Below are 21,999 nucleotides of genomic sequence, written 5' to 3' on the forward strand. Positions count from 1 at the left end.
GCCCGACCGAAACGAAGAGGCGTCGGAAGGACAGGATGACCATGAAGGCGGGCGCCGGTAAATGGACGTGAACGCTGCCGACGTCGGATACGCCTGCATGGGGATCGGCGCACTGCTCGCCGCGGTGCTGCCGCGAGTGGTGGCTCGACAGCCCATGTCGATGCCGATGATCTTCCTCGTCGTCGGTTTCCTCGTCTATCTCCTGCCCACCGGGCTGCCCGAGCTCGACCCGTACGAGCACCGGGCCTTGTTGGAGCACCTCACCGAGGTGTGCGTCATCGTGGCGCTGATGGGCGCGGGTCTTGCGATCAACCGGCCGCTCGGCCGACGGTCCTGGGCCACCGCATGGCGACTCCTGGGCATCACGATGCCCCTGACCGTCGTGGCCACCGCCCTCGTCGCCTGGGGCCTCGTGGGCTGGCCGCCGGCCGTCGCCCTGCTCCTGGGCGCCGTGCTCGCCCCCACCGACCCCGTGCTCGCGGCGGAGGTACGGGTCGGCGAGCCCACCGACGCCGAGAACGACGAGGACGAGGTGCGCTTCGCCCTCACCGGGGAAGCGGGCCTCAACGACGGCCTGGCCTTCCCGCTGGTCATAGCCGCCCTCGCGATGTTCGCCGCCTCGGAGACGGGCTGGTCCGGCGATTGGGTGGGCCACTGGCTGTGGAGCGACGTGATCGTACGCGTCACGGTCGGTGTGGTGGTGGGCCTGCTGGTCGGCCGACTGCTCGGCTGGATGTTCTTCCGGGCGGGCTGGGAAGCCCTGCGGCTGTCCGAGCACCGGGAGGGATTCGTCGCGCTGGCGGCGACCTTCATCTCGTACGGCCTCACGGAAGTGCTGCACGGCTACGGCTTCCTCGCGGTGTTCACGACGGCCTGCGCGATCCGGGCCTCCGAACGCGCCCACGGCTACCAGCGGGTGATGCACGCCTTCATGGAGCAGGTGGAGAGGCTCCTCACGGCCGGTGTGCTGCTCCTCATCGGAGGGTTCATCGCCTGCGGCGGGCTTTCCGCGCTCTCCTGGGGCAGCGCGGTGACGGCCGCCTCGGTGCTGCTCGTGATCCGCCCCCTCACCGGCTGGATCGCCCAGCTGCGAGGACGGACGACGCCCAAAGAACGGGCGGTGACCTCCTTCTTCGGCATCCGGGGTATCGGGTCCGTCTTCTATCTCGCGTACGCCCTGGGGGAGGGGGATCTCCAGGCGTTCCAGGAGGAGTTGTGGGCGGTGGTGACGTTCACCGTCCTGCTGTCGGTGATACTGCACGGCGCCGCGGCCTCGCCCGTGCTCAGACGCCTGGACAACATCGACTACCAGGGGCGGTGAGACGGCGACGGGGGAGCGGTGTCTATCCGTCCGGCCCACGGGCACTCGGTTGGTGACAGGACGCCAACAAAGGGGAGATCATGGAGATTTCGGGCCTCATCAGCGCTGTGGTGATCGGAATCGTCATCGGGATACTGGGGCGCCTCGTCGTCCCAGGACGGCAGCGCATCGGCATTCTGTGGACGCTTGTCGTCGGTATCGTGGCGGCGTTGATCGGTACCGCCATCGCGGCGGGTCTCGACGTGGCGAACACCGACGGCGTGGACTGGGTCGAATGGCTCATCCAGATCGGTCTCGCGGCGCTGGGCGTTGCCGCGCTGAGCAAGGTGAAGCTGCGCCGCTGACACCGACCCGACGCGGGTCGGCGGGCTTCTCCCGGTCCGGTCACACCTCGGCGCCCGGCCCCTCCCAGGGGCTGGGGCCGGTGCCGTCGAACCAGGCCCGCAGGCCTTCGCCGTTCACGCACACGATGTCGCACTGCTGCGCGTACTCCAGGGCGGGAGCGGTGAAGTCGCTCGTCGTGACGAGCGCCGCCACGTCGGCTTCGTGGACGGTGAAACACGTTCCGCCGAAGCGCTGCAGGTCCTGCGAGCCGACCTTGTTGTCCTCGCCGTAACGCTTGCACTGGATGACGACGCGGAGCCCGTCAGGGGAGATCGCCAGGACATCCGCGCCCAAGTCGCGGGCGCCGCCGACCACTTCCACCTCGCGGCAGTCGTCACGGGCGCACAGGTCGGCTATGGCGTGCTCGAAGCCGTCGGGATCGAGCTCCGTGTAGTCGTCCGGAGCATCGAGGACGACAGTGGCCTCTTCCCCGGCCGGCACCCGCGCCTCGGGCTCCGGTTGTGCCACGACGAGAGGAATCTCCCGTCCGGGAGAACCCGTCGGCACCGTGTCGGACGGCGCCCCGTCGTCCGCGGCCGTGGCGTCGAGGCTTTCGGAGGCCCTCTCGGCCGCCTCCTCGAGCGCCTCGGCGGCGCGGCGCGCGTATCTCGCGGCGGAGAAGCGGCGCCATCTGGACCGGCACAGGTGGGCGGCCGCGACGCCGACCACGACGACCGAGCCGGCCCACAGGGGACGGCGCTCGACGATGTCTGCCGCGGTGCGGGCCAGGAACACCAGGACGCACAGGATGATCGCGAGCAGGGCGAAAAACAGGGCGGTCGCCCGCAGATCGAAGCGCCGCTCACGGTCGACACGTCGAAGCGGGCGCGAGGGTACGGTCATTGCTCTCCCTCACGGAGGACGACAACGAAGATCACTTGTCTTCGGGTGCCCAAGATCAACGACCTCAAGATTTATTGACGCGATGCCTGTGGGTGCGCTCCACGTGCCGCCCGCAGGAGTCACTCCTAGGCTGGTGTTCTCGGGGCTGTCACGGAGGTACCGCATGCCCCGACCTGTCTGGTCAGGCGCGATCTCGTTCGGCCTGGTCACGATCCCGATCAAGGTTCTGCCCGCCACCGAGAACCACAGCATCACCTTCCACCAGTACCACCTGGAGGACATGGGCCGGGTCCGAACGCGGAAGATCTGTGATCTCGACGGCAAGCAGCTCACGAACGCCGAGATCGGCAAGGGGTTCGAGGTCAGCAAGGACACGATCGTCGAGGTCACCGACGACGAGCTCGACGAGATGCCGCTCCCGACCGCGAAGGCCATCGAGATCGCTGGTTTCGTGCCCTACGAATCGATCGATCCGATCAGGATCGGCGAGGGGTATTACCTGCAGGCCGACGGACAGGTCGCGAACAAGCCCTACACGCTCCTGCGCAAGGCCTTGGAGCGGAACAGCAAGGCCGCCGTCGCCAAGTTCGCGTGGCACGGGCGTGAGCGACTCGGCCTGTTGCGCGTGCAGGACGACGTGATCCTGCTGCACGCCATGAAGTGGGACGACGAGGTCCGGGACCCCCAGGAACTGGCTCCCAAGGCGATGGACCTCGACGACGACGAGGTCGACCGGGCGATCCTCCTCATCGACTCCATGACCACGGACGGCATCGCCGGCCAGGACTGGGCCACCGACCGCTATACCGAAGCCCTGGAGCAGGTCATCCAGGCGAAGGCCGACGGGAAGAAACCGCCCAGACCGGCCGAGGAGGAAGCGCCTGCCGGGCAGGTTCTCGACCTGATGGCCGCGCTGCAGGAGTCGGTGCAGAAGGCTCAGTCGTCCCGAGGCGAGACCGGCAAGGACGCCACTGTCCACGAGATGCCCAAGAAGAAGACGGCTGCCGCCAAGAAGGCCGCGAAGAAGACGACGGCCAAGAGCTCGGCGGCCAAGACTTCAGCGGGGAAGAGTTCGGCGGGAAAGAGCTCCGCGGCCAAGACCTCGGCGGAGAAGAAGACCGCGGGCAAGAAGACGACCGGAACCAAAGCGACCGCCAAGAAGGCGACCGCCAAGAAGGCCTCCCCCCAGAAGGCGGCCGAGAGAAAGCCGAGGCGCACCGCCTGAGGCGTGGGTCCCGAGCCGTCCGTCGACCCCGAGCCGTCCGTCGGTCCTGAGTCGTCCTGCGGCCCGTGAGGCTGGGCCGGTTGGTGCTGGGCCGGTCAGTGGCCGGACGGCGCCAGATGTGCGCGTTCTCCCTGCGGACCGAACAGGGCGAGCAGCTCCGCGGGCCGGCTGTCGGCGCTGCCGATCCAGTGCGGCACGCGGGTGTCGAACTCCGCGGCCTCACCCTCGCCGAGCTGGAACTCCTGCTCGCCGAGCACGAACCTGACGTGTCCGCCCAGGACGTAGAACCACTCGTACCCCTCGTGGGTCTGGAGGCTCAAGGTGGGCGCTCGGCCCGCGGGCGGATAGATCACCTTGTACGCCTGGATGCCCCCGGCCCGCCTGGTCAGCGGCACCATCACGAGCCCGGACCGCCGCACCGGCCGCAGATGGACGCGAGGATCACCGGTGGGCGGAGCCGCGACAAGGTCATCGAGCGGGACGCCGTGCGCCCGTGCCAGGGGCAGCAGCTGCTCCAGGGTGGGGCGGAGCCTGCCGTTCTCCAGGCGGGACAGGGTGCTCGCCGTGAGGCCGGTCTCGTCCGCCAGCGCCGCCAGCGTGGCTCCCCGCGCCTGGCGCAGGGCGCGCAGCCGCGGCCCGACCCCGGCCAAGACGTCTGCCGCGGAGCTGTTCGCTCCGTCCGTGGTGTCCATCCGTCGATAATGCGGATCCGCAACTTTTCTTGCAAGGCCGGCACCACGGTACCGATGCTGTGGCTACATCACCGGCGTCGAAGGTGCGCGTCGCAGCATCGCAGCGCGCTCGGCACGCCGGCCGACGAAGGAGTACCGAGATGGATTCTACCCACAGCCGACGAGCCATGGAGGAAACGGCCGCCGCGGGCGACCGGGGTGCGGCGGACGAGAACGCCGCATCGTTCTGGGAGCGGCACTACCGTTCGCGGCGTCCAGGGGCCGCACGCGTCAACCCGCTGCTCGCCGAGACCGTCTCGTCACTGGACCCCGGAGCCGCCCTGGATCTGGGCTGCGGCGCGGGCGGCGACGCCATCTGGCTCGCCCGGCAAGGCTGGCGGGTCACGGCGGTGGACATCTCCGCCACCGCCGTCGAACGTGTGCGGGAACGCGCCCGAGAGCTCGGCATCGCGGACCGGGTCACCGCTGAGCGGCACGACCTGGCCGACAGCTTCCCGGCCGGGCGGTTCGATCTCGTCTCCGCCCAGTACTTCCACACTCCGCTCCCGTTGCCCCGCGCCCGCGTCCTGCGCTCTGCCGCGAGGGCTCTGCGGCCCGGCGGGCACCTGCTGATCGTCGACCACGGCTCCACCGCGCCCTGGTCATGGAACCAGGACCCCGGCATCCACTACCCCACACCCACCGAGATCGCCGCCGAACTCGATCTCGACCCGGAACACTGGTCCGTCCTGCGCGCCGACATGCCCCGGCGCCGGGCCACCGGGCCCGCCGGTGAGAGTGCCACCGTCACCGACAACGTCCTGCTCGTACAGCGCGTCGGAACGGAGTGACGCGATGTCCGCAAACCCTGCGCAGCGATCCCGGGCGCATACGAAGGACACCGGGCCCCCGCGCACCGGCGCCGATGAGAAGGACACCCTGCGGGGCTTCCTCGACTACCTGCGGAACTCGGTCGCGGACAAGGTCGTGGGCGTGCCGGAGCCGCGGGTGCGGTCGGAAGGAGTGCCATCGGGCACCAGCCTTCTGGGGCTGGTCAAGCATTTGGCGTGTGTCGAACGTTTCTACTTCCTCGGTGAGGACCCCGGCGACTGGCCCGCGACCATGCGGCCGTCCGCGGAGGACTCCGTCGACGGCGTGCTCGCCGACTACCGGGCGACGGTCGCACGGGCGAACCAGGTCATCGACGCCTGCCCGGACCTGGCGCTGCCCGCCCCGCGAGCCCCGCGCCGAGGGGCGGCGCCGTCGATGCGGTGGGTCCTGGTGCACATGATCGAAGAGACCGGTCGGCACGCCGGTCACGCCGACATCCTTCGCGAGCAGATCGACGGCTCCGCCGGCCGCTGACCCCCGCCCGGCCGCGGGCGCGGGGCCCACGGCGCGGCGAACGAAACGCGCGCGACGTGACTCAGGCAGGTTCGGGCTGGGGTTCCGGTTGCTGTGCGGGCACGGCTTTCGGTTCCCACAATTTCGTGGTCCGTACATAGCCCTGGACCACCGAGATCATCGCCAGGACGAGAAGCGGGCCGAATATCCACGGGTGTCTGGCCATGTGCATCGGCAGAAAGCGATAAGAGACCAGGAGCAGTGCGAACACCGTTGTGCCGTAAGCGACCAGCTGGATTCCCGCCCGGTCCCAGCCGCGGGCGAGCGAGCGCAGCGCCGCGTCTATCGTGAACGCGAACACCACACCGGCGATGATGTCCACGCCGTAGTGGTAGCCGAATCCCAGCGTCGCGCCGAGCGTGGCTATCAGCCAGAAGACGCCCGCGTACCGCAGAACTCGTGGGCCCTTGCGGGAGTGGATGAAGATCGTGGTGGCCCACGCCGTGTGCAGACTGGGCATGCAGTTGCGCGGAGTGATCTCGTCGAACGGCATCAACTCCGGGGTGGCGATCGGCGGAGTCGTGTGCGGCCACAGGTCGGCCAGGGCCCATTGCGTGCCCCCGGTGCCGAAGGCGCCGTCGCCGTAGGTGAAGATCGGTCCGACCACCGGGAAGATCATGTAGATGGCCGGTCCCAGCAGGCCGATGACCAGGAACGTACGCACCAGATGGTGGGCCGGGAAGCGGCGCTCGACCGACACGTTGCGCAACTGGTACAGCGCGACGATGACGGCGGCCACCGCGAGCTGGATGTAGACGTAGTCGAGGACGTGGGCGCCGACAGGTCCGGTGGCCGAGACCATCCGGCCCACCAGCCACGAGGGGTTGCCCAGGGCGTGGTCGGCGGTGGCCACGTACTGGTCGAGCACCGCCGGGCGGGTCTTCGACGTGATGAGCAGCCAGGTGTCGCCCGTCTTGCGGCCGGCCACGAGCAGCAGACTCAGCCCGACGCCCTTCAGCAGCAGGACTCGTTCCTGGCCGGTACGGCGCGTGATCGCGATGACCGCACAGCCCAGGATCACCCACAACGCGCCGTTGCCGAACATCATCTTCGCGTCGAAAGACCACCGCACCAGGAAGAAGACGAGGTCGATGCCGACCGCGACACACAGCGCGATGAACCGTTGCCGCCAGGTGAACACCACCATCATCAACGCCATGCCCGCGTACAGCAGTGGCCCCGACTTGGGGGCGAAGATCACCTCACGCGCCTGGTTGGTGATCGGCCCCGCCACGCCGTAGTGGCGTGCGGCGATCTCCAGCGCGACGAGGAACCCGAGGGCCACCACAGTCGCCGCGGTCCACAGCAGGGCCCGTGGCCGACGCCAGGCCGCGAGCACTGTTCTGTAGTTAATGGTCGAAGAGGTTTTTGATTCTCTAGATATCAATTGTTTTGGCCGTTTTGTTAGTTGTGGGTAATAGCTCACTTCTTGTGCCGGATTAAGCTGTTTTCTGGCGAAGTGTGGGCGATCAAGGCACTCGTCGTGGGTTCGATCATGTTAGCCGAGCGGTGCGGAAGACGGGACAGGCGTTTTCGCCCCTCTTCAACGACCGCTCCCAGAAGGCTACTTCTTGGTCTATACCAGCAGTCGCTGTACCAGTATCCTCATGCGTGCCAGTAGCACACCGCCCCCCACCCAGGTTGCGTGCTGGCGCGGGCGAACACCCACCGAAATCTGCCCTCAGCAGCCGGGTGACCTTCCCCTTCGCCGCCTCCAGGAGGATCACGGTGAAAGTTCGCACCAGAAGCTCGGCGATCATCGGCGCCCTCTGCCTCGTCGCCTCCCTCGCCTTGGCCAACGCGTCCGCCGACGAGCCCACCGCCCCACCGCGGGCCCCGGCTGTCGCACTGACGAAGGTGACCACGGCCACCAACCCGACCGCCGGCACCGCAGGCCCCGGCGGCACGGTCTGGTTGGCCGAACGCGCGGGCACCGTACGGGTCTTGGACCGCAAAGGGCTCGGGAAGCCCGTCCTGGACATATCCAAAGAGACGACCACCGACGGCGAACGTGGTCTGCTGGGCATCGCGTTCGACAAGAAGTTCGCGCACTTCTACATCTCGTTCACGGATCTCGAAGGCACAAGCACCGTGGACGAGTTCGCCGTGCGGCACGGCAAGATCCGGCCCGACACCCGACGTACCGTCCTCACGCAGACTCAGCCCTACCCGAACCACAACGGCGGCGACATCAAGATCGGCCCCGACGGCTACCTCTACATCGCGTTCGGCGACGGCGGCGCGGGCGGCGATCCGCACGGCAACGGCCAGAACCTCGACACACTGCTCGGCAAACTGCTGCGGATCGACCCGAGAGGCGCCAAGCCTTACGCGATCCCGCGGGACAACCCGTTCGTCGACGACCCTGAGGCGAAGGACGAGATCTGGGCGTACGGGCTGCGCAACCCATGGCGGTTCTCCTTCGACGCGGGCACGGGCGACCTGCTGATCGGTGACGTCGGCCAGAGCGCCTGGGAGGAGATCGACTGGGCCCCGGCGAACAGCGAGGGAGGCGAGAACTACGGCTGGTCCCAGATGGAGGGGAACCACCCCTTCCGGGGCGGCACCGAGCCCGCGAACCACGTGCCGCCGGTCCACGAGTACGACCGCACCGGCCTCGGCTGCTCAGTGACCGGCGGATACGTCTACCGAGGCAAGGCGATCCCGGAACTCAAGGGCCAGTACGTGTTCAGCGACTACTGCGACGGCACCATCCGCTCCCTGCGGATGGAGAACGGCGAGGTGACCGGCGTGAGCGACCTCGGAGTCAGCGCCGGGGAGGTCGTCTCGTTCGTACAAGGCGGCAATCGCGAGCTGTACGTGCTCGACGTCGGCGGAAGCGTCTATCGCATCGCTCGCGGCTAGATCCTGGCTTGGTCTTGTCTTGGTCTTGGTCCTGGTTCTGCTCTTGGGTACGGGCCTTGTTATCGAAGCGTGGCCCTCGCGGTCGGTGAGGTGGCTGTGGCTGTGGCTGTCCGGGCGGATGTGGACGAGTCCGCCCGGACGGGTGTGGGGTGCCGGAGCTGTCCGGGCACCCCATGGGCCGCGTGGGCGCGTCCGGCTGCGCGCGTGCCGGTGCGCCGGATTCTGGTGGCAGAGTGGAAGAGCTTGTTCCGTCGCCGTCCAGGGAAGGTTGTCCCCGCATGCGCCTGCTGCTCATACGTCATGGTCAGACCCCGTCCAACCTCAAGCACCTCCTGGACACCGGGGTACCGGGCCCGGCGCTGACGCCGCTGGGACAGGACCAGGCGGCTGCGCTGCCGGAAGCGCTGGCGGCGGAGAAGATCGAAGCCCTGTACGTGTCCACGCTGCTCCGCACCCAGTTGACCGCCGCGCCGCTCGCCGCCGCGACGGGTCTCGAGGCGCGGATCCGGGACGGCATCCGGGAGCTGTCCGCCGGGGACCTGGAGATGCGGGGCGACCACGAGGCCGCCGCCGTCTACATGGCCACCGCGTTCGCCTGGTCCGGGGGCGACACCGAGCGCCGGATCCCCGGTGGTGAGAACGGCCGGGAGGCTCTGGGGCGGTTCGACGCCGTCGTCGCGGAGGCGGCGGCGACGGGAGCCGAGACGGTGGCGTTGGTCAGTCACGGTGCCGTGATCCGTATGTGGGTGGCAGCCCGGGCGGTCAACGTCGACGTGGAGTACGCGGCGAGTCACCCACTGGGCAACACGGGCGTCGTGATCCTCGACGGCTCACCCGAGGAGGGCTGGCGGGCCCTGGTGTGGGAAGGGCGCCCGCTGGGACCGGAAGGGGAGTCGCCCGAGGACAGCGGTCCGGCGGGAGAGGCCCCCGTGCCGGTGGCCTGAGAAACCCGAAGGCCGGGCCACGACCTCACCGGCCGCCGGGCAGCAGCCCTGTGGCTGCTCGGCAGGCGCGGTGGGTGCGGTGGGTGCGAGTGACCGTACGGTGGCCGCAGACGTTCCGCGGGGACGCTGGGGGTGGACCCGTGCTCGTTCGCATGTGGCGCGGGTCCACCTTTCTTGTGCGCGGCGAGTTTGTCGTGCGCGGCGAGCTCGGCAACGACACCTGGGGCTTGCGGAGCGGACGGTGCTGGTCTCGCCCGTCCCTCCGCGCCCGGTCCGGAGCTGCTCGCGGCTGAGGCTCAGGGCCAGGGGGAGAGTGGGCGGGTCGGTGGTACGGCGAACGAGCCCTCGACGTGCTGGGCTCAGGCGCGGCGGGCGGCCCATACGGCGCGTTCGGTGCGGAGCGCGAGGTCGCCGCGGCGCAGGATGCTGAGCGGGCCCTCGGTGTCGAGCAGTCGGTCGAGCGAGCCGAGGTCCTCGGGGGGAAGGGTGTGGGCGCCGGCGCGCAGGCGCTTCAGGCTGCTGAGCGCGTACCGGCCGACCGCCGCGCTGCGGGAGCCCTCGACGTGAACGGTGATCGTGCGCTCGCCCTCGACGGTGAACCCGGCGGCCACCAGTTTGGGGCCCCAGTCCGCGCCGCGGTGCGGTATGTGCTCGGCTACGTGGTGGTCGACGGCGGCGTGGCAGCGCTCTTCGAGGCCGGGACGATCCGCCGGAGCGTCGGCGGGCAGGAAGCGCGGGAAGCCGGCCAGCTCGACGACGGCGAACAGGCCGCCGGGCGCGAGCAGGTCGTGGGTCATGCGCAGGGCGCGGTCGGGGTCGGCCATGTGATGCATCGACGCCGACGCCCACACCAGCTCGGGCCGGCCGAGAACGGGCCAGTCCGCGTCGAGATCGGCCGCCACCGTGCGCACCCGGTCGGCCATACCCAGCTCCTCGGCCTTCGCTCGCAGGCGGTGCAGGTGATCGGCTGACGCGTCGACGGCCGTCACCTCGGCTTCGGGGAAGCGGGCCAGCAAGGCGAAGGTTCCGGCTCCGGTCCCGCATCCCAGGTCCACGATGTGGCGTGGCGCCTCCGTGAGGGGCAGCCATGCCGTGATGGACGCGATGTGCTCGGCGAGCACCTCCGCGTCCAGATCGAGGATCTCGGCCTGGGTGTCGGTGTCCGGTCCGTGCCCGGGGTGGTGGTCGGCGCCGTGGTGGTCCGCGTGTGAGGGAGCGTGGTTCATGGCTACGACGCTAGGCCGGTCATGCGGATGCGGCAGCAAGAATCCCCGGGTGCGCAAGAAGATGGCGCGCCGCACTGCCACACGCGCAATCGACCGGCCGTCGTGTGTCTCGATGCGGACCTGCGTTGCCGGGACGGGCGCCCGTCGGCGTCACTGGCCGGAGCGGTCGCTGTCGTCCTTGTCCGCGCGCTGATGGCCGCGGCGGGCGTCGCGATCGAAGATGCCCAGGATCTCGCACGGCCCGCCCTCGGCGCCGATGGCGTGCGGGAGCATCGTGGGGAACTCCGCGGCCTGGTTGGTCTCGATGCGCAGGCGCCGGTTTCCCAGCAGCAGGACCGCGGTGCCGGACAGGACGACGAGCCATTCGCGGCCGGGGTGAGCGCGCATGCGTGCGGGGTTGTCGGGCGGCGGGTTCGTCATCCGCTGGCGTACGACGCTCATGCCCGGTTCCGCCTTGATCGGCCAGCGCATGAGCCCATGGGCCGCGTCGATCGCCGGGCTGGTGATGACGTCGTCGGTGGCCGTCTCGACGAGCTGGTCCAGGGAGGTGTCCAGGGCACGGGCGAGGGTGACGAGCTGGTCCAGGGCCAGTCGGCGCCGGCCGTTCTCGATGCGGCTGAGCGTGGACTGGCTGATCGAGGCGCGGGTGGCCAGCTCTTCCAGGGACCAGCCCTGCGCCACCCGCAGGGCACGGATCCGTTTGCGTACCAGGCTGTCCATCTCGCCGTTGTCTTGCGTCATGAGCAACATCGTATGCCCTCAGGGCAAGCCGTGCTTATCGTCGTGACGTGGCCCCCGAACCGCTGAGGGGCCGCGAAGCGCGCGAAGGAAAGGGCGTATCGCCATGCCTGTGACTGCCGGGACTGCCGGGACTGCCGGGACTGCCAGAGCTGCCGGGACTGCCAAGCTGCCGGAGGAGACCGTCGACGCCGTGGTGATCGGTGGCGGCGCCGCCGGGCTGAACGGCGCGCTGATGCTCGCCCGCTCCCGCCGCGCGGTTGTCGTGATCGACAGCGGCACCCCGCGCAACGCGCCCGCCGACGGCGTGCGCGGCCTGCTCGGACTGGACGGTGTCCCGCCGGCCGAACTGCTGCGGACGGGACGCGAGGAGGTGCGTCGCTACGGCGGCCTGGTGGTGGACGGAGAAGTGACCTCCGCGTTCCCGGCGGCCCCCTCCGCCGAGGGAGATCCGCGCTTTTCGGTCACCCTCGCCGACGGCCGCACCCTGACGGCGCGCCGCCTGCTTGTCGCCACCGGTCTCCGCGATGTCCTGCCCGACGTCCGGGGGCTCGCCGGGCACTGGGGACATGGGGTGGTGCACTGCCCGTACTGCCACGGCTGGGAGGTACGCGACGAGCCCATCGGGGTACTTGCCGTCGGCCCGGCCTCCGTGCACCACGCGCTGCTTTTCCGCCAGTTGACCGACGATCTCGTCTACTTCACCCGCGACACCGATCTCGAAGAGGACACCCGGGCGCGCTTCACCGCTCGCGGTATCCGCGTCGTCGACACCGCGGTGACCGAAATCGTCACCGCCGAGGAGGGTGGCATCGCGGGCGTACGCCTCGGCGACGGGCAACTGGTTCCCCGGCGTGTGATCGCCGTCGCCACGACCATGCGGTCCCGCACCGCGGGCCTGTCCGAACTGGGCCTGCCGATGCGGGACTTGCCCGGCGGAATGGGCCGCCACTTCACCACCGGCGTGGCCGGGGCCACCGACGTGCCGGGGGTGTGGGTGGCCGGCAACGCCACCGACCTGTCCGCCCAGGTCGGCGCCTCCGCCGCGGCCGGAGCCCTGGCGGGCGCCCACATGAATGCCGACCTGGCCGCCGCCGACACCGAGGCGGCCCTCGCCGAGTGTCAACACGCCGCCGTGCCCCCGAACTCAAGGTCGGAAACGCGCGTCCACCCGGAAAATCCCAACTGAAGGAGTGATCTATGTGCTCGCAGGAGTGACGCTCCTTGCTGGGGCGCCGACAGTGTTGTGACCATCGCCGGATGAACGGACAGAAGCGGAAGGCCGAGTTGGATGGCGTCGCCGAGACGACGCTATGGACGTTGCACCACCGCGCTCTGGCCGCGAAGGACCCTGGCTCGGCACTGCGGGACCCGAAGGCGATCGAGGTGATCGACGCTGTCGACTACCCCTTTGAGGGGCGGTTCGGCACCGGCAACTGGGGCTTCGCGCAGGGGATGGCAGTACGGGCGCGCTGTTACGACCGCGAGGTGGGACGTTTCCTCAGGGACCACCCGGACGGCACGGTCGTCTCGCTCGGGGAGGGCCTGGAGACGCAGTTCTGGCGGGTGGACAACGGCAGGGTGCGCTGGCTCGGGGTCGATTTGCCCGAGGTCGCGGGGCTGCGCCGACGTCTGCTGCCTGACGCGCCACGCCACCGCACGCTGCCCTGTTCGGCCACCGACACGCGCTGGATGGACGAAGTGGACGCCACGCGCGGGGTGTTGATCATCGCCCAGGGGATGCTGATGTACCTGCCGCGGGATGTGGTCCACCGGCTCATCGAGGCGTGCGCCGACCGATTCCCCGGAGCGTCGCTGGTGTTCGACACACCACCTGCCTGGATGGCGGCCCGCACCGAGCGCGGCCGGTGGAAGTACCCCGCGGGTTACCGCCCGCCGCCCATGCTCTGGGGGATGACACCGGCGGAACAGCGCAAGCTGCGCACGGTGCACCCGAACGTCGCCGCCGTGCGAGCGGTTCGCGAACCACGGGGCCGGGGTTTTCTCTGCGGGTGGCTCCTGCCGCTGGTCAACTTCCTTCCTGCGATCCGTACGCGAAAACCACTCTGGGTCACGCGAGTGTCGTTCGGCCCGACGCAACAGCACCAAGGAGTCAACCGATGACGGAACGCCTGGAAGCCGCGCGGGAGAAGACCCCCCTGTGGCCCCCGCGAACAGCGCCCCAGGCGCGGGTCGATGAACGGCCGCCGCGAGTGTCGGGGCAGCGTGGGGTTCTCATCGAGGGCAGCACGCTGCGCCTGCGCGAGTTCCTGCCCAGCGATGTCGAGGGCGTACTCGGTATCTTCGGCGACCCCCGCACGACCCGGGAGTTCGGGATGCCGCCCTTCCGGCACCCCGACGCCGCGGCGCTGGTCGAGCAGGCCAGGGCCGGCGCCCGGCGGACTCCTCGCACGCACTACCGCCTGGGCGTCAGCGAGATCGCCACGGGTGAACTGATCGGCTCGGCGAAACTGATCGTCGAGGATCAGTCGGGCGAGGGCGGGATGGTCCGGGTCGGCTACCGCAGCGCGGAGGTGGGCCTGGCTCTGCGGGCCGACCGGGTGAGCGTCGGCCACAGCGTCGAGATCGGTTTCCTGCTGGGAGTCCTGGGCTTCGACCGGCTCGGCCTGCACCGCGTCTGGTCGGGGTTCATGCCGTCGAACGTCGCGGCGCAGCGAGCCATCGAGAAGGCGGGCATGGTCCGGGAGGGGCGACTGCGCCACTACGGCCACGTGGACGGGGTGTGGCACGACATCGTCCAGTACTCGATTCTCGAGGACGACTGGAAGGCTCTGCGCGGCCGTTGAGCGTGGAGTGCCGGGTGGTCGCCGCACGGCGCCGCTGACCATTCGTACGTCGCGACGAAGTCCGACCACCGGCTTGTGCCCCCACACGAACGTCAGTGATGGTGCCCCTCTTAGCCTGAGGCGGTGATCAGCGACGTGCCGACGAACCAGCGCACCAGTCTTGCCCGCGTGCTCGCGGACTTCAGCCCCGCCCTGCTCGATCTCGTGCACGGCAGTCCCGAGCCGGCCGACGAGGTCGGCGGGGTCGTCATCCACGACCCGGGGGACGCGTTCGCGCACCCGCCGCGCGCCATCGTGCTCGGCGTCGGCGTCTACGGGACCGAGGCGATCGCCCGGCTGCTGCGCGAGCTGGGTGAGCACGGTGCGGCGGCCTTGGTGGTGCGTGGACCGGTGGAGCGCAACGAGGAGCTGGCAGCGGCTTCGGCGGCCTCGTCGGTGGTTCTGATCAGCTTGACGCAGGGCGCTTCGTGGTCGCAGCTGACGGAGCTCCTGCGGACGCTGCTCACCGAGGGGGATGTCGGTGAAGCGGGGGCCGAGTCGCTCGGGGGAGTCCCGTCCGGGGATCTGTTCGCGCTGGCCAACGCCGTCGCGACCCTGCTGGACGCGCCGATCACGATCGAGGACCGCCGCCAGCGCATCCTGGCCTTCTCGGGCCGGCAGGACGAGGCGGACCAGGCGCGCGTCGCCACGATCCTGGCCCGCCAGGTGCCGGAGGGGTATCTGCGGATCTTGGAGAGCCGCGGAGTCTTCGGCGAGCTGTACCGCAGCGACCGCCCCGTGCACATCGCCCCGGCGACGCTCGACGAGGGCGAGACGGCCATTCCGCGGGTGGCCGTCGCGGTGCGCGCCGGTGACGAGTTCCTCGGGTCGGTGTGGGCCGCGGTCGAGGAGCCGCTGACCCCCGATCGTGAGCAGGCGTTCCAGGACGCGGCGAAGCTCGTCGCCCTGCACCTGCTGCGCCACCGGGCGGGCGCCGACGCGCAGAACCGGCTGCGGGCCGACCTGGTGAGCACGGTCCTCGAAGGCGGCACGGGCGCGGTGGACGCCCTGGACAGACTTGGCCTGGTGAAGGAGCCCACGGTGGTGATGGCCATGGGCCTCGCCGGGGAGAAAGGTGATCATGCTCAGCTCGCGGCGGAACGGCAGCGGCTGACCAGCGCACTGGGCATCCACCTCAGCGGGGTGCAGCCGCGCTCGGCGCTCGCGCTCCTCGGCGACGTGGCGTACGCCGTCGTTCCGGTGCCGGCGGACCCCGTGGCCGGCCGGGAGCGTGCGGTGCAGATCGCGGCCAACTTCCTGGAGCGGGCCGGTAAGCGGTCGCAGGTGATGATCGGCATCGGGTCGGTGGCGACCGACCCGTCGGCGCTGGCCCCGTCACGTAGGAGGGCGGACCGTGCGCTGCGTGTACTGATGAGTGACCTGGGCAGCAGGCGGGTGGCTTCGATCGGCGACGTGTACATCGACGCGCTCCTGCTCGACCTGCGGGATCTGGCCGCGGTGCAGGGAGACGAGCTGCTCAGTTCGGTGGCCCGGCTGGTGGAGTACGACACCAGGCATCGCTCGCACCTGGTCGAGACGCTGCGCGCGTGGCTGGACTCCTTCGGCGACATCGCCGCCGCGTCGGCGAGCGTGTTCGTCCACCCCAACACCTTCCGCTACCGCATCCGGCGGGTCGCCGAGGTGGCACAGGTCGATCTGCGGGACCCCTCGGTGCGTTTCGCCCTCATGCTGCAGCTGCGGTTGACGCATCCCTCGGGCACGGACACGCAGGAGTAGTCGGAGACGCACGAGTGGGGCCGGAGCGGGCGGGCCGGCCCCACTCGCCGCTACAGCTGGATCCACTCCTTGGCCGTGGTGACCCGCTCAAGGATCTCGTCGACCGGCTCGACGCCGAGGCCGGGGCCGGTGGGTACGTCGAGATGGCCGTCGGCGAGTTCGAAGGGCTCGGTGACGTCCGTGGCGAAGTAGCGGCTGGAGCCGGAAGTGTCGCCGGGCAAGGTGAAGCCGGGCAGCGCGGCCAGCGCGACGTTGGCGGCGCGGCCGATGCCGGTCTCCAGCATGCCTCCGCACCACACGGGGACGCCGTGGGCCACGCACAGGTCGTGGATGGCCTTGGCCTCCAGATAGCCGCCGACCCGGCCCGGCTTGACGTTGATGATCGAGCCGGCACCCAGGGTGATGGCCGCGGCTGCGTCCTCGGCGGACTCGATGGACTCGTCCAGGCACACCGGCGTACGCAACTGCTTGGCGAGCGCGGCGTGCTGGACCAGGTCGTCGTCCGCCAGTGGCTGCTCGACGAGCAGGAGGTCGAACGCGTCGAGCTTGGCGAGCTGGCGTGCGTCGGCCAGGGTGTAGGCGGCGTTGGCGTCCACCTGGAGCAGCAGGTCGTCGCCGAACCGCTCCCGTACCGCACGGACCGGCGCCACGTCCCAGCCCGGTTCGATCTTGAGCTTGATGCGTACGTAGCCCTCGTCGATGAAGCCGTCGACAGCGGCCAGGAGTTCGGGGATCGAGTCCATGATGCCGACCGAAACACCGCACGGCACGCGCTCGCGCTCGGCGCCGAGGAAGGACCCGAAGGACTGGCCCGTGACGCGCAGTTGGGCGTCGAGCACGGCGGTCTCCAGTGCCGCCTTGGCCATCTTGTGACCCTTGAACGGCTTCATGGCGCGCTTGACCGCGTGCGCGTCCGCCACAGCGGGCAGCGCCGGGATCAGGAAGCGGCGCAGCACATCGGCCGCCCCGTCGACGTACTCCGAGCAGTAGCGCGGCTCGGACATGGCGACGCACTCGCCCCAGCCCTCACCGTCGGCCGTGACCACGCGGACGAGCAGGACGTCGCGTGCGGTCTCGACCCCGAATGAGGTCCGGAACGGCGCCCGCAGGGGCATCGCGATACGGCGCAGTTCAATTCCGTTGATCTTCATGCTGCTTGGCTCCAGGGGGGGAGGGGTTCGGACCTCACGCGGTGGTGGCGCGCGTGATGACGTAGGAACTGCGGTCGTGGAAGCCGATGACACGGGCGCCGTCGGCGAGGAGACCGCCCAGCACTTCGCGCAGCGCCAGGCGCCACGCCTTGGCCGCGCCGGGGTCGGTGCGACGCAGCCCCTCGATGTCCGGCGGAACCTCGATCAGCAGGGTCGCGGCGTCACCCCGGCCGATGACGGGCAGGCCGTCACGTACGGACAGCGCGATCGCGGCGTCGCCGGGGACCGTCACGGGAACGGAGCGCGACGCCGAGGCGGCGACTGCCGCGGCGCCGTTCAACTCCCAGGCGATGAGCGCGCGGTCGGTGTCGTCGCCGCCGTTGATCGCGTCGTCCATCGCTCCGTAGAAGCTGGTGAGGTACTCCACCGGCCGCCCGCCCAGCTTGGTGAGGTTGAAGTGGGCGTTGCGCCGCACCAGAGGGTCGTAGGTCCAGGAGATCCGTCGCAGTCCGCGGTCCAGGGCCCACTGGCGCTGGTGGAGTTTGAGGGCCAGACCCGCTCGGCGGCCGGGCAGTGCGCCGGTCACGTGCGAGTGCAGGGCCTGGCCGGCGGGGGCCGCGAAGAAGGCTACGGACGCGCCGACCAGGCGGCCGTCGTCGAAGGCTCCTGCGACGTAGTTGCCCGCGTGGGAGAGTGCCCGCATCTGTTCGACACCCATGGGGGAGGCGCCGGGGGAGCTGCCCCAGATCTCCTCGAACAGGGCGTTCGCGCGCTCCAGTCCGCGCAGGTCATGCAGCTCCTGTACGACGAGGCCGTGCGCTGTGGACGGTTCGTGTACGCCGATGGCGCTCACCGGGCGACCTCCTCGACGAGGGCGGCAAGGAGTCGGGCGCGGGGGGCCATCTCGGCCACGACCAGGTGTTCGTGGTCGGCGTGCGCCCCGCCGCCGACGGCGCCCAGGCCGTCGAGGGTGGGACAGCCGAGCCCGGCGGTGAAATTCCCGTCGGACGCTCCGCCGACCGCCGCCGATGACAACGGGGCCAGACCCAGCCGCGCGCCGAGGCGTTGGGCCCGCTCGAACAGTCCGGTGGAGGAGGTCGTCTCCAGCGGGGGCCGGTTGGGGCCGCCGCGTACCTCGACGTGCGCTCCGGGCACGGTGGGCTTCAGCGCCCGCATGGCCGCGTCCACCTGTTCCTGCGCCCTGAGGGTCGGGACGCGCACGTCCACCGACACCCGTGCCTGCGCGGGCACCGTATTGGTGGTCGTGCCCGCACCGACCACCGTGGGGACCACGGTGGTGCGCCAGTCCTGCGGGGCGCCGACGTTGACCTCCTCGGCAAGGCCGTCGAGGGCGAGGATCAGATGCGCGGCCTCCACCGCCGCGTTGATGCCCTTGTCCGGCTCCAGGCCGGAGTGGGCCGCCTTGCCGTGCACCACCAACTCGTAGGCGGAAGTGCCTTTGCGGGCCGTCTTCAGCGCGCCGCCGTCGGCCGATGCCTCCAGGACGAAGGTCGCGGCGCACTGCCGTGCCACCTCCTCGATCAGCGGCCGTGACGTGTCCGAACCGACTTCCTCATCGCCGGTCACCAGGACACAGACCCCCTCGAGCGAGGGCAGCGAGGCCAGCGCGTGGAACATCTGCACCAGGCCGGCCTTCATGTCGAAGATCCCAGGACCGCGCGCGATGCCGTCCGCCACCGACCACGGGTGAGTGTCCAGCGAGCCCATCGGCCACACCGTGTCGTGATGCCCGAGCAGCAGCACCCGGGGTGTGCCGAACATCCACCGCAGGTGCGTGACGCCGTCGACGACGATGCGCTCGGGCGGGACACCCAAGTGACGGGTCCCCTGCGCTGCCACGACGTCAGCGCTGTGCGCCACCGCGTCCAGGTCGGAGGAGAAGGACTCGCACACCACCAGCTCCTGGAGGTCCGCGAGCATCGCCGGAAGGTGGGGCACCGGCCCTCCTGGCTTCGCGTCGCTCATCGGGGCCACGACCGCTCGGCCGTGCAGATCTTCGGTCACCTTCGACTCCTCCTCGGATGCGTGCCTGAAACGCTATGCGAGTCCGAAGGGGCAAAGTTCGTCAAGACGACCCAAGATCGAGGACGCGTTTTGTATCTCCGGACGACTTGTCCGGGGCCCGGCGTTGTGGCTCGGTCGGCGCGGCGCTGGGCGCGTACGACGCGGGAACGCGGGGAGGGCAGAATCCTCAACCGTGACGATCACCGAGCGGGAACTGAACCGAGCCACCCTCAGCCGCCAACTGCTGCTGGAACGTGAGCCGCTGAGCGTCCAGGAGGGCATGCGGCGCGTCGTCGCGCTCCAGGCGCAGCAGCCGGCCTCGCCGTACGTCGCCCTGTGGAATCGGCTCACCGGGTTCACCGCGGGGGACCTCGACGCCGCGTTCATCGAGCGTTCGCTGGTCAAGGCGACCCTGATGCGGATCACACTGCACGTCGTACACGCCGAGGACTACCCCGTCTTCCGCGCGGCGTTGCAGCCCACCCTGTACGCCTCGCGGCTCGGCTCCCGCTTCGCCGCCTCGGGTCTGACCCCCGCGGACGCCGACGAACTGGTGCCGGAGCTGCTGGACTTCGCCGACCGGCCGCGGACCTCGGCACAGCTGCAGGCGTGGGTCGAGGAGCGGCTCGGTGCCGAGAAGAAGGAGGGGGCGTGGTGGGGGTTGAAGGCGTACGCGCCGTTGCACCACGCCCCGACGGACCACCCCTGGTCCTTCGGTCACCGGCCGTCCTTCGTCGCGGCCGGCGACGGAGCCGTTCCCACGGGCCGGGCGGCGGACCCGCAGGCTCTGCAAGCGTTGATCCTGCGCTATCTGGCAGGGTTCGGGCCCGCTTCGGTGGCGGACGTGGCGCAGTTCGCCATGGTGCAGAGGGCGCCCGTCCGCGCGGCACTCCTTGCCCTCGGCGACGCTGTCGAGCAGCTCCAGGGGCCGGGCGGGGGCGTGCTGTTCGACCTGCCGGGTGCTTCCCGGCCGCCCGCCGAAACCCCCGCACCTGCGCGCCTCATGGCCATGTGGGACAGCATTCTGCTGGCGTACTCCGACCGCGGCCGGGTGATACCACCGGCCTACCGGCCGTGGGTCATCCGGCGCAACGGCGACGTACTGCCCACGTTGCTGGTCGACGGCCATGTCGCCGGTGTGTGGCGCCCGCTGAACGACGGCATCGAGGCCACGGCCTTCCACCGGCTGTCACCCGCGACCTGGGACCGTCTGGCCGAGGAGGCCCGGTCCTTGACCACTCTCCTCGGTGAGCGTGAGGTGACGCCCTACAGCCGATACCACCACTGGTGGGCGAAGCTTCCCCAGGCCGAGACCGGGGCCGAGGTGCGAATGCTGTAGTCGGTGATCGTGCGACCCGCCGTCGGTCCTGCGGCCCACGTGCGTCGGTCACCGGGTCCTGCGGGTGTTCCACAGCGGCAGTTGTTCGAAGAGGGCGACGGCCTCGCTGTTCCAGTGCCGGTGCCAGGAGGCGGCTTCGGCGGCCGCGTCGTGGGCGTAACGGTCGATGGTCGTCTGCAGGCGGGTGTGAACGTCGTGGCGGTGGGCGATGTCGCGGATGCGGTCGATGGTCCGCGGGGTGCAGTGGGGGTCGCCGAGTCCGGCTTTCACGGTGTCGTGATCGTCGCCGCCGGTGACGGCAAGGAGCTCGCGGGTCAGAGAGGTGTGGCGGCCCGCCCGCAGGTCGGCGCCCCTGGGTTTGCCGGTGAGGTCGGGGTCGCCGAAGAGGTCGAGGTAGTCGTCGCGCAGCTGGCCGCTGAGACCGGCCAGGCGGGCATAGCGATGCAGGCTCTCCTCGTGTTCCATCGGATCCTGGCCCGCCGCCAGCAGGCCCAGGCGCATGGGGCCAAGGATGCTGTAGCGCGAGGTCTTGTACTCGCACACCGCCGCCAGGAGGCCGTCGTCGCCATCGGCTGAGGGGTCCACGTCGCGTTCGAGGTCGAGAACCTGGCCGATGACGGTGTCGGTCGACACCCCGAGCTGGACGTCGATCATGGCCTGCCTGCGGTCGGCGGGCAGGTCGGCCCTGGACAGGACGCGCAGGGCCAGGAAACCGGCGAGATCGCCCACCATCATGGCAAGGCCCAGCGCCGCCTGCGGGTGGTCCGGGAGGTCTTCGCGGCACGCGTAGTACGTCGAGGGCCCACCACGTCGCATCGGTGAGTCGTCCATGATGTCGTCGAGGACCAGCGCATGGCTGTGGAGCAGCTCAAGACTGAGCGCGGCTTCCGCGAGCCCCGGCGCCTTCGCCCCGCTGACGAGCCCGGCCGCCTCGTGGAGCAGGGCTATCCGTATCCGCTTCCCGCCGCGCAGCGACAACTGCGCCAGCAGTTCGACACAGCGGGGCGGGAAGCGGCCCAATCGCGCACCGTCGAGTTCACCGGCGAGCTCGGCGAAGTACTTTTCGAAGGCCGCGTCGAACCGCCGCCGATGACCGACGAGACGCTCGAGGGCGCTGACAGCACTACTGCTCATGAATGCTCGGGCCGACCTTCCTGCACGGATGCGAGTGGCCAGCCTGCCATCCCGGGCAAACGGACCGATCACTGGCCTTGCGGCGCCCATGGACTGTGGATCGTCGGCATCGTGATGGTCGCCGCCAGGGTGGGAGCGGCCGTGCT

At 70.2% G+C, this 21,999-nt stretch carries 21 protein-coding genes; 12 read left to right on the forward strand and 9 right to left on the reverse strand.

Annotated elements, in window-relative coordinates:
* The first annotated feature begins 61 nt into the window (after nt 1-61).
* Both AB0I94_RS14315 and AB0I94_RS14320 read left to right on the forward strand, forming a co-directional pair.
* Nucleotides 62-1,321: a cation:proton antiporter gene (locus tag AB0I94_RS14315; protein ID WP_363309829.1), complete on the forward strand. Its 1,260-nt coding sequence runs from the start codon at nt 62-64 to the stop codon at nt 1,319-1,321.
* 80 nt (nt 1,322-1,401) lie between these two features.
* Entirely contained in the window at nt 1,402-1,665 is a 264-nt protein-coding gene (locus AB0I94_RS14320) for a GlsB/YeaQ/YmgE family stress response membrane protein (RefSeq protein ID WP_363309830.1), read from the forward strand.
* 40 nt (nt 1,666-1,705) lie between these two features.
* Here AB0I94_RS14320 and AB0I94_RS14325 read toward each other — a convergent pair whose 3' ends face one another.
* Nucleotides 1,706-2,548, reverse strand: a complete 843-nt coding sequence (locus tag AB0I94_RS14325; RefSeq protein ID WP_363309831.1) for a restriction endonuclease — start codon at nt 2,546-2,548, stop codon at nt 1,706-1,708.
* A 163-nt stretch (nt 2,549-2,711) separates the two neighbouring features.
* On the opposite strand from AB0I94_RS14325, the gene AB0I94_RS14330 reads away from it, so the two are divergent.
* Entirely contained in the window at nt 2,712-3,773 is a 1,062-nt protein-coding gene (locus tag AB0I94_RS14330) for a Ku protein (RefSeq protein WP_363309832.1), read from the forward strand.
* 95 nt (nt 3,774-3,868) lie between these two features.
* Here AB0I94_RS14330 and AB0I94_RS14335 read toward each other — a convergent pair whose 3' ends face one another.
* Nucleotides 3,869-4,465, reverse strand: coding sequence for an XRE family transcriptional regulator (locus AB0I94_RS14335; protein ID WP_363309833.1), 597 nt, complete (start codon nt 4,463-4,465; stop codon nt 3,869-3,871).
* A gap of 167 nt (nt 4,466-4,632) precedes the next feature.
* Between AB0I94_RS14335 and AB0I94_RS14340 the strand changes: the two genes are divergently transcribed.
* Nucleotides 4,633-5,295 carry a class I SAM-dependent methyltransferase gene (locus AB0I94_RS14340; protein WP_363309900.1) on the forward strand — a complete coding sequence of 221 codons (663 nt, stop codon included), beginning with the start codon at nt 4,633-4,635 and terminating at the stop codon, nt 5,293-5,295.
* A gap of 4 nt (nt 5,296-5,299) precedes the next feature.
* Nucleotides 5,300-5,809 carry a DinB family protein gene (locus AB0I94_RS14345; RefSeq protein WP_363309834.1) on the forward strand — a complete coding sequence of 170 codons (510 nt, stop codon included), beginning with the start codon at nt 5,300-5,302 and terminating at the stop codon, nt 5,807-5,809.
* A gap of 61 nt (nt 5,810-5,870) precedes the next feature.
* On the opposite strand, the gene AB0I94_RS14350 is transcribed toward AB0I94_RS14345, so the two are convergent.
* Complete coding sequence (locus AB0I94_RS14350) at nt 5,871-7,187, reverse strand: phosphatase PAP2 family protein (protein WP_363309835.1); 1,317 nt, start codon at nt 7,185-7,187, stop codon at nt 5,871-5,873.
* A 389-nt stretch (nt 7,188-7,576) separates the two neighbouring features.
* Here AB0I94_RS14350 and AB0I94_RS14355 point away from each other — a divergent pair, with 389 nt between their 5' ends.
* A complete protein-coding gene (locus tag AB0I94_RS14355) occupies nt 7,577-8,713 on the forward strand; it encodes a PQQ-dependent sugar dehydrogenase (RefSeq protein WP_363309836.1) in 1,137 nt (378 codons plus the stop codon).
* A gap of 278 nt (nt 8,714-8,991) precedes the next feature.
* Nucleotides 8,992-9,657 (forward strand): histidine phosphatase family protein, encoded by a 666-nt coding sequence (locus AB0I94_RS14360; RefSeq protein ID WP_363309837.1) that lies wholly within the window; start codon nt 8,992-8,994, stop codon nt 9,655-9,657.
* Between the two features lie 359 nt (nt 9,658-10,016).
* Here the strand turns inward: AB0I94_RS14360 and AB0I94_RS14365 are convergent, their stop codons facing one another.
* A complete protein-coding gene (locus tag AB0I94_RS14365; RefSeq protein ID WP_363309838.1) occupies nt 10,017-10,883 on the reverse strand; it encodes a class I SAM-dependent methyltransferase in 867 nt (288 codons plus the stop codon).
* A 150-nt stretch (nt 10,884-11,033) separates the two neighbouring features.
* Nucleotides 11,034-11,624: an XRE family transcriptional regulator gene (locus tag AB0I94_RS14370; RefSeq protein ID WP_363309839.1), complete on the reverse strand. Its 591-nt coding sequence runs from the start codon at nt 11,622-11,624 to the stop codon at nt 11,034-11,036.
* Between the two features lie 103 nt (nt 11,625-11,727).
* Here AB0I94_RS14370 and AB0I94_RS14375 point away from each other — a divergent pair, with 103 nt between their 5' ends.
* The 4 genes from AB0I94_RS14375 (at nt 11,728) to AB0I94_RS14390 (ending at nt 16,204) form a co-directional block, all read left to right on the forward strand.
* A complete protein-coding gene (locus AB0I94_RS14375; RefSeq protein WP_363309840.1) occupies nt 11,728-12,810 on the forward strand; it encodes an NAD(P)/FAD-dependent oxidoreductase in 1,083 nt (360 codons plus the stop codon).
* A 71-nt stretch (nt 12,811-12,881) separates the two neighbouring features.
* Nucleotides 12,882-13,745, forward strand: a complete 864-nt coding sequence (locus AB0I94_RS14380) for a class I SAM-dependent methyltransferase (RefSeq protein ID WP_363309841.1) — start codon at nt 12,882-12,884, stop codon at nt 13,743-13,745.
* Entirely contained in the window at nt 13,742-14,428 is a 687-nt protein-coding gene (locus AB0I94_RS14385; protein WP_363309842.1) for a GNAT family protein, read from the forward strand. Before AB0I94_RS14380 ends, AB0I94_RS14385 begins: the two co-directional genes overlap by 4 nt.
* A gap of 123 nt (nt 14,429-14,551) precedes the next feature.
* Nucleotides 14,552-16,204, forward strand: a complete 1,653-nt coding sequence (locus AB0I94_RS14390) for a helix-turn-helix domain-containing protein (RefSeq protein ID WP_363309843.1) — start codon at nt 14,552-14,554, stop codon at nt 16,202-16,204.
* Nucleotides 16,205-16,254: 50 nt separating this feature from the next.
* Here AB0I94_RS14390 and menC read toward each other — a convergent pair whose 3' ends face one another.
* From menC to AB0I94_RS14405, 3 genes are read right to left on the reverse strand one after another with little or no spacing between them, the layout of a single operon-like run.
* Complete coding sequence (gene menC / locus AB0I94_RS14395) at nt 16,255-17,355, reverse strand: o-succinylbenzoate synthase (protein WP_363309844.1); 1,101 nt, start codon at nt 17,353-17,355, stop codon at nt 16,255-16,257.
* Between the two features lie 34 nt (nt 17,356-17,389).
* Nucleotides 17,390-18,208, reverse strand: a complete 819-nt coding sequence (locus tag AB0I94_RS14400; protein ID WP_363309845.1) for a GNAT family N-acetyltransferase — start codon at nt 18,206-18,208, stop codon at nt 17,390-17,392.
* Entirely contained in the window at nt 18,205-19,296 is a 1,092-nt protein-coding gene (locus AB0I94_RS14405) for a M20 family metallopeptidase (RefSeq protein WP_363309901.1), read from the reverse strand. The genes AB0I94_RS14400 and AB0I94_RS14405 overlap by 4 nt, the downstream gene beginning before the upstream one ends.
* Before the next feature lie 277 nt (nt 19,297-19,573).
* Here AB0I94_RS14405 and AB0I94_RS14410 point away from each other — a divergent pair, with 277 nt between their 5' ends.
* Nucleotides 19,574-20,719: a winged helix DNA-binding domain-containing protein gene (locus AB0I94_RS14410; protein WP_363309846.1), complete on the forward strand. Its 1,146-nt coding sequence runs from the start codon at nt 19,574-19,576 to the stop codon at nt 20,717-20,719.
* A 48-nt stretch (nt 20,720-20,767) separates the two neighbouring features.
* Here the strand turns inward: AB0I94_RS14410 and AB0I94_RS14415 are convergent, their stop codons facing one another.
* The gene (locus AB0I94_RS14415) at nt 20,768-21,853 is read right to left on the reverse strand and encodes a polyprenyl synthetase family protein (protein ID WP_363309847.1); all 1,086 of its coding nucleotides are present in this window, start codon (nt 21,851-21,853) and stop codon (nt 20,768-20,770) included.
* Between the last annotated feature and the right edge of the window lie 146 nt (nt 21,854-21,999).

The organism is Streptomyces sp. NPDC050147 (assembly GCF_040660195.1).
Classification (GTDB): domain Bacteria; phylum Actinomycetota; class Actinomycetes; order Streptomycetales; family Streptomycetaceae; genus Streptomyces.